The organism is Nocardioides sp. Root122 (assembly GCF_001425025.1).
In the GTDB taxonomy this organism is placed as follows: Bacteria; Actinomycetota; Actinomycetes; order Propionibacteriales; family Nocardioidaceae; genus Nocardioides.
The window spans coordinates 553,445-571,290 of sequence record NZ_LMDE01000001.1 but is presented as its reverse complement, the minus strand read 5'-3'; the positions used below and the strand labels follow the sequence as shown (position 1 = coordinate 571,290).

At 70.4% G+C, this 17,846-nt stretch carries 18 protein-coding genes; 9 read left to right on the top strand and 9 right to left on the bottom strand.

What is annotated here, in order from left to right; genetic code table 11:
- Window positions 1-90 precede the first annotated feature (90 nt).
- Together ASC64_RS02665 and ASC64_RS02660 are read left to right on the top strand one after the other, a co-directional pair.
- Entirely contained in the window at window positions 91-621 is a 531-nt protein-coding gene (locus ASC64_RS02665; protein ID WP_056905945.1) for a type 1 glutamine amidotransferase domain-containing protein, read from the top strand.
- A gap of 229 nt (window positions 622-850) precedes the next feature.
- Entirely contained in the window at window positions 851-2,785 is a 1,935-nt protein-coding gene (locus ASC64_RS02660) for a hypothetical protein (protein ID WP_056905944.1), read from the top strand.
- On the opposite strand, the gene ASC64_RS02655 is transcribed toward ASC64_RS02660, so the two are convergent.
- Entirely contained in the window at window positions 2,770-3,477 is a 708-nt protein-coding gene (locus tag ASC64_RS02655) for a dihydrofolate reductase family protein (RefSeq protein WP_056905943.1), read from the bottom strand. The genes ASC64_RS02660 and ASC64_RS02655 overlap by 16 nt on opposite strands.
- Before the next feature lie 17 nt (window positions 3,478-3,494).
- On the opposite strand from ASC64_RS02655, the gene ASC64_RS02650 reads away from it, so the two are divergent.
- A complete protein-coding gene (locus ASC64_RS02650) occupies window positions 3,495-4,397 on the top strand; it encodes a dihydropteroate synthase (RefSeq protein WP_056905942.1) in 903 nt (300 codons plus the stop codon).
- Between the two features lie 47 nt (window positions 4,398-4,444).
- On the opposite strand, the gene ASC64_RS02645 is transcribed toward ASC64_RS02650, so the two are convergent.
- The 3 genes from ASC64_RS02645 to galE all read right to left on the bottom strand — a co-directional run bounded on the left by ASC64_RS02645 (window position 4,445) and on the right by galE (window position 7,283).
- Window positions 4,445-5,317 carry a hypothetical protein gene (locus tag ASC64_RS02645; protein WP_056905941.1) on the bottom strand — a complete coding sequence of 291 codons (873 nt, stop codon included), beginning with the start codon at window positions 5,315-5,317 and terminating at the stop codon, window positions 4,445-4,447.
- 131 nt (window positions 5,318-5,448) lie between these two features.
- Window positions 5,449-6,099 carry an N-acetylmuramoyl-L-alanine amidase gene (locus ASC64_RS02640; protein WP_056905940.1) on the bottom strand — a complete coding sequence of 217 codons (651 nt, stop codon included), beginning with the start codon at window positions 6,097-6,099 and terminating at the stop codon, window positions 5,449-5,451.
- 170 nt (window positions 6,100-6,269) lie between these two features.
- Window positions 6,270-7,283, bottom strand: coding sequence for a UDP-glucose 4-epimerase GalE (gene galE / locus ASC64_RS02635; RefSeq protein ID WP_056905939.1), 1,014 nt, complete (start codon window positions 7,281-7,283; stop codon window positions 6,270-6,272).
- Between the two features lie 44 nt (window positions 7,284-7,327).
- Here galE and gmd point away from each other — a divergent pair, with 44 nt between their 5' ends.
- Window positions 7,328-8,308 carry a GDP-mannose 4,6-dehydratase gene (gene gmd, locus ASC64_RS02630; protein ID WP_056905938.1) on the top strand — a complete coding sequence of 327 codons (981 nt, stop codon included), beginning with the start codon at window positions 7,328-7,330 and terminating at the stop codon, window positions 8,306-8,308.
- Window positions 8,305-9,267 carry a GDP-mannose 4,6-dehydratase gene (locus tag ASC64_RS02625; protein ID WP_235563485.1) on the top strand — a complete coding sequence of 321 codons (963 nt, stop codon included), beginning with the start codon at window positions 8,305-8,307 and terminating at the stop codon, window positions 9,265-9,267. Before gmd ends, ASC64_RS02625 begins: the two co-directional genes overlap by 4 nt.
- A 159-nt stretch (window positions 9,268-9,426) precedes the next feature.
- On the opposite strand, the gene rfbA is transcribed toward ASC64_RS02625, so the two are convergent.
- Entirely contained in the window at window positions 9,427-10,293 is an 867-nt protein-coding gene (rfbA, locus tag ASC64_RS02620) for a glucose-1-phosphate thymidylyltransferase RfbA (protein WP_056905937.1), read from the bottom strand.
- Window positions 10,294-10,356: 63 nt separating this feature from the next.
- On the opposite strand from rfbA, the gene ASC64_RS02615 reads away from it, so the two are divergent.
- The 3 genes from ASC64_RS02615 to ASC64_RS02605 are packed head-to-tail and all read left to right on the top strand — an operon-like array spanning window position 10,357 to window position 14,685.
- Complete coding sequence (locus ASC64_RS02615; protein ID WP_156384974.1) at window positions 10,357-12,243, top strand: DUF4012 domain-containing protein; 1,887 nt, start codon at window positions 10,357-10,359, stop codon at window positions 12,241-12,243.
- Between the two features lie 25 nt (window positions 12,244-12,268).
- Window positions 12,269-13,267, top strand: coding sequence for a dTDP-glucose 4,6-dehydratase (gene rfbB / locus ASC64_RS02610; RefSeq protein ID WP_056905935.1), 999 nt, complete (start codon window positions 12,269-12,271; stop codon window positions 13,265-13,267).
- The gene (locus ASC64_RS02605; protein WP_056906266.1) at window positions 13,267-14,685 is read left to right on the top strand and encodes a sugar nucleotide-binding protein; all 1,419 of its coding nucleotides are present in this window, start codon (window positions 13,267-13,269) and stop codon (window positions 14,683-14,685) included. Before rfbB ends, ASC64_RS02605 begins: the two co-directional genes overlap by 1 nt.
- Before the next feature lie 7 nt (window positions 14,686-14,692).
- Here the strand turns inward: ASC64_RS02605 and ASC64_RS02600 are convergent, their stop codons facing one another.
- The 3 genes from ASC64_RS02600 to ASC64_RS02590 form a co-directional block, all read right to left on the bottom strand.
- A complete protein-coding gene (locus ASC64_RS02600) occupies window positions 14,693-14,986 on the bottom strand; it encodes a DUF2516 family protein (protein ID WP_156384973.1) in 294 nt (97 codons plus the stop codon).
- A 91-nt stretch (window positions 14,987-15,077) separates the two neighbouring features.
- A complete protein-coding gene (locus ASC64_RS02595; RefSeq protein ID WP_056905933.1) occupies window positions 15,078-15,833 on the bottom strand; it encodes a hypothetical protein in 756 nt (251 codons plus the stop codon).
- Window positions 15,834-15,865: 32 nt separating this feature from the next.
- Window positions 15,866-16,267 carry a helix-turn-helix domain-containing protein gene (locus ASC64_RS02590; RefSeq protein ID WP_056905932.1) on the bottom strand — a complete coding sequence of 134 codons (402 nt, stop codon included), beginning with the start codon at window positions 16,265-16,267 and terminating at the stop codon, window positions 15,866-15,868.
- A gap of 128 nt (window positions 16,268-16,395) precedes the next feature.
- On the opposite strand from ASC64_RS02590, the gene ASC64_RS02585 reads away from it, so the two are divergent.
- Window positions 16,396-16,848, top strand: coding sequence for a VanZ family protein (locus ASC64_RS02585; RefSeq protein ID WP_082550128.1), 453 nt, complete (start codon window positions 16,396-16,398; stop codon window positions 16,846-16,848).
- Window positions 16,849-16,858: 10 nt separating this feature from the next.
- On the opposite strand, the gene ASC64_RS02580 is transcribed toward ASC64_RS02585, so the two are convergent.
- Entirely contained in the window at window positions 16,859-17,833 is a 975-nt protein-coding gene (locus ASC64_RS02580) for an asparaginase (RefSeq protein WP_056905930.1), read from the bottom strand.
- Window positions 17,834-17,846: the final 13 nt, after the last annotated feature.

The window sequence follows — 17,846 nt, the reverse complement described above, 5'->3', positions numbered from 1 at the left end:
CCGACGCTAGCGAAGGGCCGACCCGAGTCCCGAGCCAGACCACCCGTTGGTGGGTTGTCCGCCCCTGTCCTGCGAGCAAACGTGGAGGGCATGACCAAGCGCATCGCATTCCTGACCGCCACCGAGGGCATCGAGGAGGTGGAGCTGACCAAGCCGTGGCAGGCCGCCGCCGACGCGGGCCACACCGTCGAGCTGCTGTCCCTCGAGGAGGGCGAGGTGCAGCTCTTCCAGCACCTCGACAAGTCGTCCACCCAGAAGGTCGACCGCCTCGTCTCCGACGCCTCCCCCGACGACTACGACGCGCTGGTCCTGCCCGGCGGTGTCGCCAACCCCGACGCGCTCCGCATGGACGACACTGCCGTGGCCTTCGTGCGCGCCTTCGCCGAGTCCGGCAAGCCCGTCGCCGCCATCTGCCACGCGCCGTGGACCCTCGTCGAGGCCGACGCCGTGCGGGGCAAGCGGATGACCAGCTGGCCGAGCCTGCAGACCGACATCCGCAACGGCGGCGGCGAGTGGGTCGACGAGGAGGTCGTCGTCGACGGCAACCTCATCACCAGCCGCAACCCGGACGACATCCCCGCCTTCTCCCAGGCCCTCCTCGAGGCCCTCGGCGACAGCTGACCGTCCCGCTCGGGGTAGTCCAGTGAGAACTGGCTGCTCGGGAGGGCCCGAGACAGCCACTTCTCACTGGACTGCCCTGCCGCTGGCACCTGAGTCGCTCAGCGACTCAACGCGCATCCCGGGCGTGTCGCCAGCCCGCGCCCGGGTCCCCGAAAGTGGGTGTGGCGCAGGTCACACTTGTACGGCACACTCCGAGTGGAAGCGCTCTCACACTCGGAAGGTTGCCCCCATGCCTCGTCCCCCGCGCGGCCGTACGCCACTTCGTACGGTCGTCTCCGTCCTGGCCCTGGTCGTCGTCGCCCTCGTCCCTCTCCAGCTCGGCGGCGCAGCCGTCGCCGAAGCCCCCACCTCCACAACCTTCGCGAAGAAGCACCCGCCCGCACCCGCTCCCGCTCCCGACCTCGGGTCGCGCGTCGTCGTCTTCGACCCGTCGATGCCGGTGGCCGACATCGAGGCGCGGGCCGAGTCCATCTGGACCCAGCAGGTCGACGCCGAGATGTCGTCGGAGCGCTGGAGCCTGCTGTTCAAGCCGGGCACCTACGGCACCGACGCCGACCCGCTGCAGATCAAGGTCGGCTACTACACGGAGGTCGCCGGCCTCGGCGCCTCGCCGTCCGACGTGGTCATCAACGGCAAGGTCGAGGTCTACAACCGCTGCCTGACCGACGGCCCGACGCAGCCCTACTGCGTGGCGCTCAACAACTTCTGGCGCTCGATGTCCAACCTGACGATCAACGTCAACGGCACCGGCCAGGACGGCTGCCGCGGCTCGGCGAACTTCTGGGCCGCGTCGCAGGCGTCCGCACTGCGCCGCGTCGACATCCGCAACGGCAACCTGTCGCTGATGGACTACTGCACCGACGGTCCGCAGTACGCCAGCGGCGGCTTCCTCGCGAACTCGCGCGCCGGCACGATCATCAACGGATCGCAGCAGCAGTGGCTGACCCGCAACAGCGAGGTCGCGTCGTGGTCCAACGGCGTCTGGAACCAGGTCTTCGCCGGCACCATCGGCGCCCCGTCCGAGGCGAACTTCCCGACGGAGACCTACACCACCCTCGACACCACCGAGGTCAGCCGGGAGAAGCCCTTCCTCTTCATCGACGGCTCCGGCGCGTGGCGCGTCCACGTCCCCGACGCCCGCACGGCCTCCCGCGGCCCGGACTGGACCGTCGGCGCCGACACCGGCCGCGACCTGCCGCTCTCGGCGTTCCACGTCGCGCGTCCCGACGAGCCGGCGCGCGTGCTGGCGGCAGCCCTCGCCCGCGGCAAGCACCTGCTGCTCACCCCCGGCGTGTACGACGTCGACCGCAGCCTGGTGATCAGGCGCAGCGACACGGTGGTCCTCGGCATGGGCCAGGCGACGCTCACCGCGGTCGGCGGCTCCACGCCGATCGTCGTCGACGGCAAGGCGAGCGGCGTGGTCATCGCCGGCGTCACCATCGACGCCGGCACCGGCCTGTCCCGGTCGCTGATGCACCTCGAGGCCCAGCGCGGGCACGGCCACCACCGCGGCCACGGTTCCTCCACGCCGACCACGACGCTGAACGACGTCTACTTCCGCGTCGGCGGCCCGCACATCGGTCGTACGCAGACCGCGCTCGTCATCGACGCCGACGACGTGCTGATCGACCACATCTGGGTGTGGCGCGCCGACCACGGCGTCGAGGGCTTCACGGCCGGGGCGAGCGGTGACACCGACCGCTGGCGCACCAACACCGGCCGCGTCGGCGTGGTCGTCAACGGCGACCGGGTGCGGGCCACCGGCCTGTTCGTCGAGCACTTCCAGACCTACAACACCGTCTGGAACGGCGAGGACGGCCACGTCGTGCTCTACCAGAACGAGCTGCCCTACGACCCGCCGAGCCAGGCGGACTGGACGCAGCCCGACGGGACGCTCGGCTGGCCGGGCTACAAGGTCGGCGACCGGGTGCTCCGGCACCAGCTCTACGGCGGCGGGGTCTACGTCTTCAACCGCAACGACCCCACCATCACCACCGAGAGCGGCTTCGAGGTCCCGGACCGCATCGGCGTGCGGCTGCACCACGTGATGACGGTCAACCTCGACGCGGGCAGCATCGAGCACGTCGTCAACGACACCGGCGCTCGGGTGGACAGCTCGGCGCCCGGCCAGCCGAGCTTCGTGGTGGACTACCCGGCTCCCTGAGCCTCCACCAGCCAGCGCCCCAGCAGCGTCCCGTCCTGCTCCAGCAGCAGGGCGGGACGCAGCGCGACGTCGACCTCGGCACCGGTGGCGATGCGGACCGCGTCGCCACCTGTGAGCCGCGGCACCACGGTCCAGCACAGCTCGTCGACCACGCCGGCGGCGAGCAGGTCCGCGAACAACGACGGCCCGCCCTCGCACAGCTGCTCCGTCCAGCCCCGGCGCGCCAGCTCCTCCTTCAACGCGACGAGGTCGATCTCGTCCTCACCGAGCACCAGCACGTTGTCGTCGCCGAGTGCCTCGCGCGCGGCCGCGAGCCCGTCCGACGACGCCACGGTCGCCATCAGGATGCGGCCACGCGGGGCGTCGCGCAGCGTCGGCGGCAGGTCGGCCGAACGGCTCACGACGACCAGCGGCACCCGCGGGACGTCGTACTCCTCGGCGCGCAGCGTGCCGGCGCCGACGACGAGGCAGTGGGCGCGCCGCCGCAGGGCGTCGAAGACCCGCTTGTCGGCGGCGTTGTTGATGGTCCCGCTCAGGCCGTCGGAGCCCGTCGCGGCGCCGTCGACGGTGCTCACGAAGTTCACCCGCAACCAGGGCTCGCGCTCGGGCGTGTAGGCCGCGGCGAGCTCGTCGTCGGAGAGGTCGGCGAGGTGCTGGAGCTCGAGGCGCTGTCCGTCGGCGGGTGGGGTCACGCCCCTACTGTTGCACCGTGATCACCCTCGCCGACCTGGCCGCCCTGCAGACCGACCACGGCGACGCGTGGGACAGCCCGGTCGCGCCGGTCGTCCTCGACGGACCCCGCGGACAGGTGCGGATCGGCGACGGCCCGGTCACGCTGATGGGCTGCGTGAACCTCTCGCGCGACTCGACCTACCGCGAGAGCGTCGCGACGAGCCCCGAGGACGCCGTCCGGATGGGGCGGATCCAGGTCGCGCAGGGCGCAGCGGTCATCGACCTCGGGGCCGAGTCGAGCAACGCCGGGGCGGCACGCGTCTCCGCCGAGGACCAGGTGCTGACCCTGGTGCCGGCGGTCCGCGGGCTGGCACAGGAGGCGATCGTCTCCGTCGAGACCTACGAGCCCTCCGTGGTCCGGGCCTGCCTCGAGGCCGGCGCCCGGATACTCAACATGACCGGCCGCGAGCACGAGGACCAGATGCTCGCCCTCGCCGCCGAGTACGACGCCGCGGTGGTGATGTGCTTCGGCGAGACCGCCAACGTCCGTGAGATCGCCGACGTGCCGCCCGATGCCGACCCGGTCCCGGTGCTGCTCGACCACTTCGCGCCGCGGATCGCCCACGCCCGCTCGCTCGGCGTGCGCCAAGTGGTCGTCGACCCGGGGATGGGCTTCTACTACGGCAACCTCGTCGACCCGCCCACCCGCGCCCGCCACCAGGCCCGCGTGCTGGCGCAGGGCTTCCGGCTGCGCCCGCTCGGCGTGCCTGTCTGCAACGCGGTGCCGCACTCCTACGACCTCTTCGGCGACGAGTTCCGCAAGGCCGAGGGCTTCTACGCCGTCTTCGCCGCCCTCGGCGGCACCCACCTCGTGCGCACCCACGAGGTCGCCCACCTGCGCGCGGTGCTGCGCGGGCTCACCGAGCTCGAGGTCCGCTGAAGCGACACCATGCAGGCAGTTCGCCTGCTCCATGGGTCGGCCCACGCTCAGGCGACGAGTGCGTGGCGGCCAACTGCCTGCCTGGCGCGCCAGCGAACGACGTCCTTGATCGTCGCCGCCACCAGCTCCGGGGTGAACATGACGTCCGCCCAGGTGAACCTCAGCACGACCAGCCCGAGCCTGGCCGCCTTGGTGTAGCGGTCGACGTCGCGCTGCAGCCCTGCCTTGCTCCAGTGGTGCTCCAGTGACTCCGCCTCGATGACGATGCCGAGGACACGATCGAGGAGGTCGACCCTCCCGACCCCAGGCACCTCTCCCTGAGGGACGACACTCAGCCCGCGAACGGTGATCGCGATCGCGTACAGGCAGGACTCGAAGGGATTCGCGCGGAGATGAGAGGCCGCGCGGGCCACCCCCACCGCCTTGGCGCGACCGGTCCGCGGGCTGCGTGCGGCGGCGACGAGTAGGTCGTCGCGATCGATGATGCCCTCACGCAGCGCCGAGTCCGCGACGCTCAGGGCCACGTCGAAGTCGTACGCCCTCGCGCAGTCGATGACTGTGCGCGTCCGTGACGTGACGTTCCGGCGGCGCTCACGCTCGGACAGGTCGGCCCAGTGCAGCTCGTAGCTGCCCGCGGGCTTGCGCGCACTTCGCGGGAGCGTGATGCACGGCCGGACCGGGTCGTGCTTGAGCTTCCAGCCGAACTCCTGCGCAGCGCTGAGGTGGGACGCCGTGCCGCCCGTGGCGGCGACTGCCCGCATGGCGCCCTCGGCATCGGCCAGGCAGTACCTGTTCTGGCGAGGCTTGTGGATCCGACCTGCTGCCATCGCTGCCGAGACCTGAGCCCGGGTCGTCAGCGCGATGAGCTCGCCGAACGGCGCCACGCCGCCCAGCTCGCGAAGCGCGTCGACCGGGTCCACGACGTCAGGCTGTCAGCACCCACGCCGCGGTCGCTCGCTCTCTCCACAAGCACCGTGAAGGCAGTTCGAGGTTCGCGCGGCGCGCACCGCGCTCGGGCAAGTCGCCCGGCGGCCGAACTACCTGCACGGTGTCAGCGCAGGAAGCCGCGCACCCCCGCCACCAGCCCGCGGGCGTAGCGCGCCCGCCCCCGGGGCGAGGTCATCACCCGCGCCTCGGCGGCGCTGCGCATGTTGCCCAGCTCCACCATCACGGTGGGTACGTCGGAGAGGTTGAGCGTGCCGAGATCGGAGCGGACGTCGAGCCCGTCACCGCCGGCGACGTAGTTGGCCGCCACGAAGCCGCGGCCCAGGAGCCCCGACTTCACGTCGGTCGCCAGCCGCCTCGACGGGCCGAAGATGTCGGCGGTCCACGGCGCCCGGTCGGCCGGCGCGATGACGTGGAAGCCGCGCGCTGCGGCGGCGTACGAGCCGTCGGCGTGGATCGAGAGCTTCAGGTCGGCCGGCATGCCGTTGCCGGCGCGGCCGCGGGCGTCGACGCACGGGCCCCACCGGTCCTGCCGGTTGCTGTGCCGGGTGAGCCGGACGGTGGCACCGAGGTCACGGAGGCGTCGCGTGACCAGCCGGGAGACCTGCCACGCGAAGGTGGCCTCGGGGTAGCCGCCGTTGGTGGCGGTGCCGGTCGTGTTGCACGGCTTGCTGAAGCCACCGGCCGGCACCGGGCGGTTGATCTGCGCGGGGTAGTTGTGGTTGCCGAGCTGGTGGCCGGGGTCGACGACGACCACCTTCCCGGCGAGGGGTTGCGCACGTCTCCGGGGTAGTTCGGGACGAAATGGTGGGTCCTGGGCCGAGAATCCGACCGGTTCGTCCCGAACTACCCCAGAAGTGGCCCCGGACGCGGCCGGGAGACCAGCCAGCAGCACCAGCAGCGCGATGGCCGCGACCCGCAGCAGCATCAGCCCGTGAACCCCTGCGGGTTCTGCGACTGCCAGCGCATCGCGTCGGCGGCCATCTCGTCGACGGACTTCTTCGTGCTCCAGCCGAGCTCGGCGTTGGCCTTGCTCGGGTCGGCGTAGGAGGTGGCGACGTCACCGGGCCGGCGCGGGACGACCTCGTAGGGCAGCTCGCGGCCGACGGCGCGCTCGAAGGCGTGCAGCATCTCCAGCACGCTCGTGCCGTGGCCGGACCCGAGGTTCCACACGTTGACGGGCCGGTCGGTGCGGGTGAGCTCCTCGAGGGCGGCGACGTGGCCGGCCGCGAGGTCCTCGACGTGGATGTAGTCGCGCACGCCGGTGCCGTCGGGGGTGTCGTAGTCGTCGCCGAAGACCTGGAGCTTGTCGCGCTTGCCGACCGCGACCTGGGCGATGTAGGGCGTCAGGTTGTTGGGGATGCCGGACGGGTCCTCGCCGATCGTTCCGGACGCGTGGGCACCGACGGGGTTGAAGTAGCGCAGCAGCGCGAACCGCATCTCGGGCGCGGCGACCGCCACGTCCTTGAGGATCTGCTCCTGCATCACCTTGGTCCAGCCGTAGGGGTTGGTGGCGAAGGTGCGCTGGTCCTCGGTCGCGCCGGCCTGCTCGGTGCCGTAGACCGTGGCACTGGATGAGAAGACGAGCTTGTCGACGTCGTACTTCTGCATCGCCCGCACGAGCGAGAAGGTCGAGACCAGGTTGTTCTCGTAGTAGTCGAGCGGCTTGGCCACGCTCTCCCCGACGGCCTTGTAGCCGGCGAAGTGGATGACCGCGTCGAAGTCCTCGGCGGCGAAGAGGTGCTCGGTCTTGTCGTAGTCGCACAGGTCGAAGGAGTGCAGCGTCAGCGACGTCCCGGTCAGCGCCTCCATCCGGCCCAGCACGACGGGGTTGGAGTTGCTGAAGTTGTCGACGATGACCACGTCGTGGCCGTGCGCGACGAGCTGGATGACGGTGTGCGAGCCGATGTAGCCGGCGCCGCCGCTGACGAGGATCTTCATGCATCCGAGCCTAAGGGGTGTCCCTTCCGTGCCAGACTGCCCGCATGCCAGCCGCGCTCATCACGGGAATCACCGGCCAGGACGGCCTCTACCTCGCCGAGCTGCTGCTCGAGAAGGGGTACGACGTCCACGGCCTGATCCGTGGCCAGAACAACCCCCGGCGCGAGCTCGTCCAGAAGGTCGTCCCCGACGTCACCCTCCACAACGGCGACCTCACCGACCTGTCCAGCCTGATGCGCGCGATGCGCGACAGCCAGCCCGACGAGGTCTACAACCTCGGTGCGATCTCCTTCGTCGCCTACTCGTGGGAGAACGCGTTCGTCACCAGCGACGTGACCGGCATGGGCGTGCTCAACATGCTCGAGGCCGTACGCCTCCACGCCGGCGACGACCCCGCGGGCATCCGCTTCTACCAGGCGTCGAGCTCGGAGATGTTCGGCAAGGTGCAGGAGGTGCCCCAGTCGGAGAGCACCCTGCTGTGGCCGCGCTCGCCCTACGGCGTGAGCAAGGTCTACGGGCACTACATGACGATCAACTACCGTGAGTCCTACGGCATGCACGCCTCCTCCGGGATCCTGTTCAACCACGAGTCGCCGCGCCGTGGGCCGGAGTTCGTGACCCGCAAGATCAGCCAGGCGGTGGCCCGGATCCACCTCGGCCAGCAGGACTCGATGGCACTGGGCAACCTCGACGCGCGACGCGACTGGGGCTACGCCGGTGACTACGTCGACGCGATGTGGCGGATGCTGCAGCAGGACGAGGCCGACGACTACGTCATCTCCACCGGCGAGACCCACTCCATCCGCGAGTTCCTCGACGCCGCCTTCGCGCACGTGGGGATCGACGACTGGTCCAAGCACGTCACCCAGGACCCCCGCTTCATGCGCCCCGCCGAGGTCGAGCTGCTCATCGGCGACGCGTCGAAGGCCAAGGAGAAGCTCGGCTGGACGCCCACGGTCTCGTTCCCCGAGCTCGTGGCGATGATGGTCGACAGCGACATCGCGGCGGTCAAGGCCGGCTGGTGACCGCTCGCGCCTTCATCACGGGCATCGGCGGGCAGGACGGCACCTACCTCGCGGAGCGCCTCGTCGAGGAGGGCATGGAGGTCCACGCCCTCGTGCTGGAGGCGGACGGGCACCCGGCGCACTGCCCGGACGAGGTGGTGCTGCACGCCGGAGACCTCGGCGACCTCGAGGCGACCCGCCGCCTGCTGCACGAGGTGGCGCCGCAGGAGGTCTACAACCTGGCCGCGATCAGCTCCGTTGCGCAGTCGTGGGAGCAGCCCGACCGCACCGCCCACGTCAACGGCCAGGCCGCCGTCGCGCTGATGGAGTCTGCGCGCCGGCTGGGCGACGTACGCGTCGTGCAGGCGTCGAGCGCGGAGATCTTCGGCGAGCCCACCGAGTCACCGCAGACCGAGGAGACCGCGGTCCGGCCGGTGAACCCTTACGGCGCAGCCAAGGCGTTCGCGCACCTCTCGGCCCACGTGCTGCGGCAGCGCGACCTGCACGTGTCGAGCGTGATCCTCTACAACCACGAGTCGCCTCGCCGGCACGAGCGGTTCGTCACCCGCAAGATCACCGCCACCGTGGCCGCGATCGCCGGCGGCGAGGCCGACGAGCTGGTCCTGGGCAACCTCGACGCACGCCGCGACTGGGGCTGGGCGCCGGACTACGTCGACGCCATGGTGCGCGCGGCCCGGGCGTCCGAGCCGGCGGACTACGTCGTCGCGACGGGCCGGGCGCACTCCGTGCGCGACTTCGTCGGTGCCGCGTTCGCTGCGGTCGACATCGCCGAGTCCGACTGGGAGCCGCTGGTCCGCAGCGACCCCGCCTTCTTCCGCCCGGCCGACCCCACCGAGCTCGTGGGCGACGCCTCCCGCGCCCGCGACGTGCTCGGCTGGGAGCCGACCGTGGCGTTCGAGGAGATCGTGGCCCGCATGGTGGCCGCGGACGTCAGGCGAGGCGCCACCCTCGGCGGTTGAGGCGCGAGGAGCGCCAGCGACGAGCCTCGAAACCAGCACCACGTGGTCTCGAGGCTCGCTGCGCTCGCACCTCGACCACCGAACAGATGCGGCCGCCGACGTCAGACGAAGCGCCACCCTCGGAGGTTGAGGCGCGAGGAGCGCCAGCGGCCGCGGACGTCAGGCGTGGGTCAGCAGGCTGAGCAGGTACTCCCCGTAGCCGCTCTTGCGCAGCGGCTCGGCGCGGGCGGCCAGCTCGTCGTCGGACAGCCAGCCCATCCGCCACGCGACCTCCTCGGGGGCGCCGACCTTGAAGCCCTGCCGGCCCTCGATGGTGCGCACGAAGTTGGAGGCGTCGTTGAGCGAGTCGAACGTGCCGGTGTCGAGCCAGGCGGTGCCGCGCGGGAGCACCTCGACGTGGAGGCGGCCCTCCTCGAGGTAGCGCCGGTTGAGGTCGGTGATCTCCAGCTCGCCGCGCGCCGACGGCGCCAGCTCGGCGGCGTACTGGATCACGTCGTTGTCGTAGAAGTAGAGGCCGGGCACGGCGAACTCGCTCTTCGGGTGCTCCGGCTTCTCCTCCAGGGAGAGGGCGCGGCCCTGGTCGTCGAACTCCACGACGCCGTACGCACGGGGGTCGGCGACGTGGTAGCCGAAGACGGCGGCGCCGTCGAGGTCCTTGAAGCGGAGCAGCTGCTGGCCGAGGCCGGAGCCGTAGAAGATGTTGTCACCGAGGACGAGGGCGGACCGCTCGTCACCGATGTGGTCGGCGCCGATGATGAACGCCTGGGCGAGGCCGTCGGGGCTGGGCTGCACCGCGAAGGTCAGGTTGATGCCGAACTGCGAGCCGTCGCCCAGCAGCCGGTGGAAGCCGTCGGCCTCGTGGGGGGTGGTGATGATCAGCACGTCCCGGATGCCGGCGAGCATCAGCGTGGACAGCGGGTAGTAGATCATCGGCTTGTCGTAGACCGGGACCAGCTGCTTGCTGATGCCCTGCGTGATCGGGTGCAGGCGGGAGCCGGTGCCACCGGCCAGGATGATTCCTCGCATGGGGGTCAGCCTAGGGGTCCGCCGATTTTCGGGTGGTCGACCCGGTTTGAGACCATCGAGCCCATGCGTTCTCTCCGCCGCTCGACCTCGTCCGATCGCTCCCTGCGACCCTGGATGATCGTCGGCGGACTGTTCCTCCTGCTCGTGCTGCTGGGGCTGCTGGCCCTCCCGTTCCGCAACGCGCCGGCCGCGGCGGAGAGCGCGAAGGCGGACCTCGAGGCGGCCAAGGCGGCGCTGACGGCCAAGAAGTTCAATCGGGCCAAGGAGCACATCGATAGCGCGCGCCACCACGCCGACGAGGTGCAGGACGCCATGCAGGGCATCGGCGGCGACGTCTGGAGCCTGATCCCGATCATCGGGCGGCCCGTCGCCGACGTACGCCACATGGGCAACGCGCTGGACGAGCTCACGTCCGTGGCCGAGGTCGGCGTCGAGACGTGGCCGCTGGTCGACGGCAAGAAGGCCACGCTCTTCGAGGACGGCGCGGTCGACGTCCCCACCCTCACCAAGGTCGTGGGTGCGGTCTCCAGCGCCAGCACCAGCCTCGACACCGTCCAGCAGGAGCTCTCCGAGGTCCACGACTCGGCGCTCGGCATCGGCACCAAGGTCGCGGACGCTCGCGACGACGCCGTCGTCATCGTCGACCCCCTGGCCTCCAGCGCGCGACGGTTCAAGCCGCTCTCCGATGCGCTGCCCAAGCTCTTCGCCGCCGATGGGGAGAAGACCTACCTTCTGGCGCTCCTCAACCCCAGCGAGCAGCGATTCTCGGGAGGAGCACCGCTGACCTTCGTGCCCTTGAACGTCACCGACGGGGCATTGACCATGGGCAAGCCGATGGACTTCACCAATCGCCGACTCTATCGGGTGGGCCGGTGGGACAAGGTCGAGGGCAACCCCTTCCACAACGGCAAGCTTCGACTCTCAACGGCGACCTTCGCGCCAGAGTGGTCGGTGTCGGGCGAGGAGGTCCTGCGGGGCTGGGCGCGGCGTATGGATCAAGAAATCGACGGTCTGATCGCAGTCGACGTCGTTGCCCTGTCCGACATGCTGCGGGTCACCGGGCCCATCGAGGCTCCGATCTATGGCCAACTGGACTCCAGCAACTTCACAAAGGCGCTCATCGGCGACTACGACGCCTATCCCGACAACGCGGCTCGCAAGGAGCTCAACCGGGCCATCGTGCCGGTCTTCGCCGAGCGGCTCCTCTCGCCTGGCAAGGGTCTCGAGAAGATCGAGTCCCTGCGGAGTGCCGCACAGGGACGGCACTTCGCGCTGTGGATGCGCGACCCCGAGGTTCAGGCTGCATTGGCCGACATCAGCGTGACCGGCGAACTATCAGATACAGAACACGACTACGTCGCCGTCTTCAACCAGAACACCAACGTCAGCAAGTCGGACTACTGGCAGAAGCGGGCCGTGACCAGCGACGTCCAGCTCCGCGAGGACGGCTCGGCCCAAGTACGCATGACGATCCGGGTTCACAACGACTCGCCGCCCTACACCCAGTACTACCCCGATCCGCGCGGCGGCAGCTACGTCACACGCTGGAACGGCATGACGATTGGCGCTTTCCTCCCGAATGGGGCCGAGCTCACACGTGCGACCGCTGCGGGCAAGGCACAGGGCACGCGTGCTTTCGACTACTACGGACGCCCCTACAAGTTACTTCGCCTCAACCTTGCGCCGGGCGAGACTCGCGACGCCGTGCTCGAGTACGTCGTCCCGGCTGCCGCCGTAGCCGAGGGCGGCACGCTCACCTACCACCTCGACGCCACGCCGCAGGGCATGGTCGTCCCGCAGTCGCTGCAGGTCACCGTCCACTGGCCCAAGGGCTACGACGTCGACGAGCTGCCCGAGGGCTGGACCCGCACGGGCGCCGGCGTCGCGACGTACGACAACCCCGCGCTGACGACGCAGCCGAGCTTCAGCATCACCGGCTCGGCCGACTGAGCCGTCGGCCCCTAGACTCCCCGCCATGGAACGCCTTCTTGTGACCGGAGGCGCGGGGTTCATCGGGTCGAACTTCGTGCACCACCTCATCGAGCACACCGACCTCAGGATCACGGTGCTCGACAAGTTGACCTATGCCGCGAGCAAGGAGTCGCTGGCCGGGCTGCCCGAGGACCGGGTGCAGCTCGTGGTCGGCGACATCGCCGACGAGGACGTCGTCGACCCGCTGGTGGCGGCCCACGACGCGGTCGTCCACTACGCGGCGGAGTCGCACAACGACAACTCGCTCCACGACCCGAGCCCCTTCATCAAGACCAACATCCTCGGGACCTACCAGATCCTCGAGGCGGTGCGGAAGCATGACAAGCGCCTCCACCACGTCTCGACCGACGAGGTCTACGGCGACCTCGAGCTCGACGACCCGAAGCGCTTCACCGAGGACACCCCCTACAACCCCTCGTCGCCGTACTCCGCGTCGAAGGCCGGTTCGGACCACCTCGTCCGCGCCTGGGTCCGCAGCTTCGGCGTCCGGGCGACCGTGTCAAACTGCTCGAACAACTACGGCCCCTGGCAGCACATCGAGAAGTTCATCCCGCGCCAGATCACCAACGTCATCGACGGCATCCGCCCCAAGCTCTACGGCTCCGGCGAGAACGTCCGCGACTGGATCCACGCCGACGACCACTCCTCCGCCGTGCTCACCATCCTGGAGAAGGGCCGCATCGGCGAGACCTACCTGATCGGTGCCGACGGCGAGAAGAACAACCTCGAGGTGGTCCGGCTGATCCTCAAGCTGATGGGCCAGCCCGAGGACGCCTTCGACCACGTCAACGACCGCGCCGGCCACGACCTGCGCTACGCGATCGAGTCGGGCAAGCTGCGTCACGAGCTCGGCTGGCAGCCGCAGTTCCAGGACTTCGAGTCCGGCCTGGCCAACACCATCGAGTGGTACCAGTCCCACGAGGACTGGTGGCGTCCGCACAAGGACGCGACCGAGGCGAAGTACGCCCAGAAGGGCCAGTGATGGCGGACCTCACCGTCGAGACCACGCCGATCCCGGGGCTGCTGGTCGTGCGGATGCCCCTGCACGGCGACTCCCGCGGCTGGTTCAAGGAGAATTGGCAGCGCGAGAAGATGGTCGCCCTGGGGCTGCCCGACTTCGGCCCCGTGCAGAACAACATCTCCTTCAACGCCTCCCGCGGCGCGACGCGCGGCATCCACACCGAGCCGTGGGACAAGTACATCTCGCTGGCGACGGGCCGGATCTTCGGCGCCTGGGTCGACATGCGTGAGGGCGAGACCTTCGGCACGACCTTCCACATCGAGGTCGACCCGTCCATCGCGGTCTTCGTGCCGCGCGGCGTGGGCAACTCCTACCAGGCCCTCGAGGACGACACCGCCTACACCTACCTCGTCAACGACCACTGGCGTCCCGGCGTGAGCTACCCGGCACTCCACCTCGGTGACGAGTCGGCCGGCATCCCGTGGCCGATCCCGCTCGACGAGGCCGAGATCTCCGAGAAGGACCACAACAACCCTCGCCTGGCCGACGTCGTGCCGATGGCGCCGAAGAAGACGTTGATCGTCGGCGCCCTCGGCCAGCTCGGCCGCGCCCTGCACGGCGCCTACCCCGAGGCCGACCGCGTCGACCTCGTCGAGGGCGAGGGTGTGACCGCGCTCGACCTGACCGACTCCGAGGCCGTGGCCGCCTGGCCCTGGCACGAGTACGCCGTCGTGCTGAACGCGGCGGCCTACACCGCCGTCGACGCCGCCGAGACCGCCGAGGGCCGGGTGACCGCCTGGGCCGCGAACGCCTCCGGTCCGGCGACGCTGGCCGGGCTGGCACGCGAGCACGGCTTCACGCTGGTCCACGTCTCCTCCGAGTACGTCTTCGACGGCACCGCTCCGCTCGAGCCCGGCCACACCGAGGACGAGCCGCTGTCCCCGCTCGGCGTCTACGCCCAGTCGAAGGCGGCGGGCGACCTCGCCGTCGGCCTCGCGCCGCGCCACTACCTCCTGCGCACCAGCTGGGTGATCGGCGAGGGCAAGAACTTCGTGCGCACCATGCAGACGCTCGCCGAGAAGGGCGTCTCCCCCAGCGTCGTCGACGACCAGGTCGGTCGGCTCACCTTCACCGACGAGCTGGTCCGGGCGATCCGGCACCTGCTCGAGTCGGGCGCGCCCCACGGCACCTACAACCTCTCCAACGGCGGTCCGGCGATGTCGTGGCGCGAGATCGCGCAGGCGGTCTTCGAGCGCTCCGGCCGCAGCGCCGACGACGTCTCCGGCACCAGCACGGAGGCCTACGCCGAGGGCGTGCTGGCACAGGGCAACCCGTTCGCACCGCGCCCGCTCCACTCGGCGATGTCGCTCGAGAAGATCCGGGCCACCGGCTTCGAGCCCGAGGACGCGCTTGTCGCCTTGGACCGCTACCTGGCTTGATGTGCTACTACCTCCGGTAGGAGGTGACCTCCTTGAGCGCGGGCCGGACGTCGGCGAGGTAGACGAGCGCAGCGATGGTGAAGGCCAGGCTGACGATGTTGAGGGGCGAGCCCAGCAGGATGAGCTGGGCTGCGAAGCCGAGGCCGGTGATCGCGCACCAGGCGGTCTTGGTCAGCTTGCCCGCCGCCTCGTAGGCCTCGGTGGAGTAGGTCAGCGAGTTGATGAACGCGAATCCCTTGACCGCGAGCATGACCACGAGCACGACGAGGTAGAACGTGCCCTGGAGCTCGTAGATGTTCACGAGCACATCGTAGGCGAACACAGGTCGGGCCCCCGCCGTGTCGACGGGGCCCGCGTCCTGCTCAGAACAGCATCAGCTGCTCATCGTCTCTTCAGTCGCCGACCTTCTCGGCGGCCTCGGTGACGGCCTGGACCGCGCTGGACGCGGTCTTCTGAGCCGCCGTGGCAGTGGCCTTGGCGCTGCTCTGGGCGGCCGTGGTCTTCTTGGCCGCCGCCTTGCGAGCGGTCGTCGCGGACGCCTTCTTCGCGGCGGCCTTCCGGGTGGCCTTCTTGGCGGTCGGCTTCGGCTTCGGCGCGACCTTGGTGGCGGCGGTCTTGTCAGCGGCCTCGACCTGGGCCTCGGCGGCCTTCCTGGCCTGGGTGGCGGTGGTCTTCGCCTTGGCGACCGTGGTCCTGGCGGAGCTCACGGTGGCCTTGGTCGACTCCTGGCGGCGGATGCGACCGACGAGCGACTCGCCCCGCTTGACCAGCCCGACGTAGGTCGCGGTGGCCGCGGCGACGTTGCCGTCGACGAGGGTGGTCACCTTGGCGGGGTACGCCTTGGCCTCGGCCTGCAGCTCGGCCACGCGGGCCTCGACCGCGGCGCGGCGGGCCTGGGCGTCCTTGGCGAGGGCGTCGACACGGGCCGAGACGACGGTCACGGCCTGGTCGCGCAGCGCCTTCGGGTCGCCGGCGGTCTTCTGTACGTCGGCCACGCGGGCGGTGGCGGTCTTCTGGGCGGCCGCGACGCGCTTCTGCACGTCGGCGACGGCCTCGCGGACGACCTCGACGGCGAGGTCGGTGACGCCGACGCCGGCCAGGACGGGCCTGAGGGCTTCGGTCTTGATGTCGAACTTGGCGGTGGCCATGTCCTTCTCCTTCTGTGGGTGGTTCGTGGGGTCTAGTGGGACTGCTCGGGGGTCTGGCCCGGGTGGTTGTTGAGCGCCAGGAACGAGGCGTACACGTCGAGCAACGACTGCTTCTGCCGCTCGGTCAGGCCGGTGTCGGCGAGGACGGCGAGCTCGACGGACCCGGCCTGCTCGGTGTCCGGGTGGACGATGCCGGCCCGGACGTAGAGCTGCTCGGCCGAGACCCGCAGCGCACGGGCCAGCTGCTGGAGCACCTCGGCGGAGGGCTTGCGCAGCCCACGCTCGATCTGGCTCAGGTAGGGGTTGCTCACGCCGACCTGATCGGCGAGCTGGCGGAGCGAGAGCCGCGCCGCGAGGCGCTGCTCCTTGAGGTAGTCGCCGAGGGAGTTGACGACGGACTTGTTGGCGCCCTTGTCACTCTTGTCCTTGCTCATACCTCCAGTGTGCTAACTGAGTTAGCAAATTGCAAACATATGGGCAGTGAGTGCCCTCACACCCCAATGCACAAGCGCACATGCGCGCTAACAGCAGCGCCACCAGGTGGACCCCATAGGATCGGACGATGCCCAGACGACAGCTCCATCCGGCCGCTCGCGGAGTGGTGGCGGTACTGCTGGTGGCGTGGCTCGCGGTGCTCGCCATTGCGCTGCTCGCGCCGTCCCCCGCCGGCCCCACGTGGCTGGTCGACACCGTGGCTCGCGTCGGAGCAGAGGAAGGTCTGCCGTCCTCATTGACGGCCCTGTCCCGCGTGGAGTTCGTGCTCAACGTGGTGGCGTTCGCGCCCGTGCCCTTCCTCGGCGCCCTTCTGTGGGCGCGCCTCACGTGGCGCGACTGGACCGCCGGCGGCTTCGTGGCGTCCTTCGCCGTCGAGGTGATCCAGGCAGTGGCGCTCAACGAGCGCTCGGCCACGCACGCCGACATCGTGGCCAACACCCTCGGCGCCCTGGTGGGCGCCTTCGCTGGAACGATCGTCGTCCGGCTGTTCGGTGGCGACGAGCGGTACAGGACCCTTTAGACGTCCACGTTCAGAACGCCGCGCGGATCTCTCCGACCGGCTTCCCGCCACCCAGGAGCTCGTGGCGCCCGGTCTCGGCGACCGCCTCGCCGTCCACGCCCGGCTCGTCCAGCACGCCGGAGCGCCGTAGCGCCTCGGCCATGAGCACCGGGCGTACCCGGGCTGCGCCGTCGTCGGTCTTGAGCGCCCAGGCACGGCCATCGGGCAGCGCGATCGCGTAGCACGACTCCGCGCCCGCCTTGCCGATCAGGCCGGGGATCGCCCGGTGCAGGCGGAGCTCGTCGCGCGTGGTGCCGCTGACGTACTGGGGGTGCTGGCGGATCGCCTCGGCGACGCGCTGCTCGGGCCCCTCGGTCGCGGTGGCCAGCGCCGCGAACGCCCGCGCCAGGCCCACGAGCGAGGTCGAGAGGAGCGGCGCACCGCAGCCGTCGACGGCGACCGTGGTGACCGGCTCGCCCGTCAGGCGGGCGAAGGTGGCGGAGATCGCCTGCTGGAGCGGGTGGTCGGGCGCGAGGTAGGTGGCGGTGTCCCAGCCCTGCAGGACGCACGTCGCGAGCATCGCCGCGTGCTTGCCCGAGCAGTTCATCAGGATCGGCGACCGCGAGCCGCCGTCGCGGACCACGGCCTCGCGCGCGTCGTCGTCGAGCGGGTAGTCCGCCGGGGTCTGCAACGCTGACTCGTCCAGCCCGGCCGACGCGAGGATCCGGCGTACGCCGTCGACGTGGAACGGCTCGCCGGAGTGCGACGCGCACGCCAGCGCCACCAGCTCCGGCGGCAGGTCGAGGCCGAGCTCCACCATCGCGAGCGCCTGGATCGGCTTGTTGCTCGAGCGCGGCAGCACCGGCACGTCGACCTCGCCGACCGACCAGTCGACCGACCCGCCGGCAGCCAGCGCCACGATCGATCCGTAGTGGTGTCCCTCCACGAACCCGGAGCGGACGATCTCGGCGACGACGGGCAGACCAGCAGACAGACCAGCAGACATGGGCGCAGGCTAC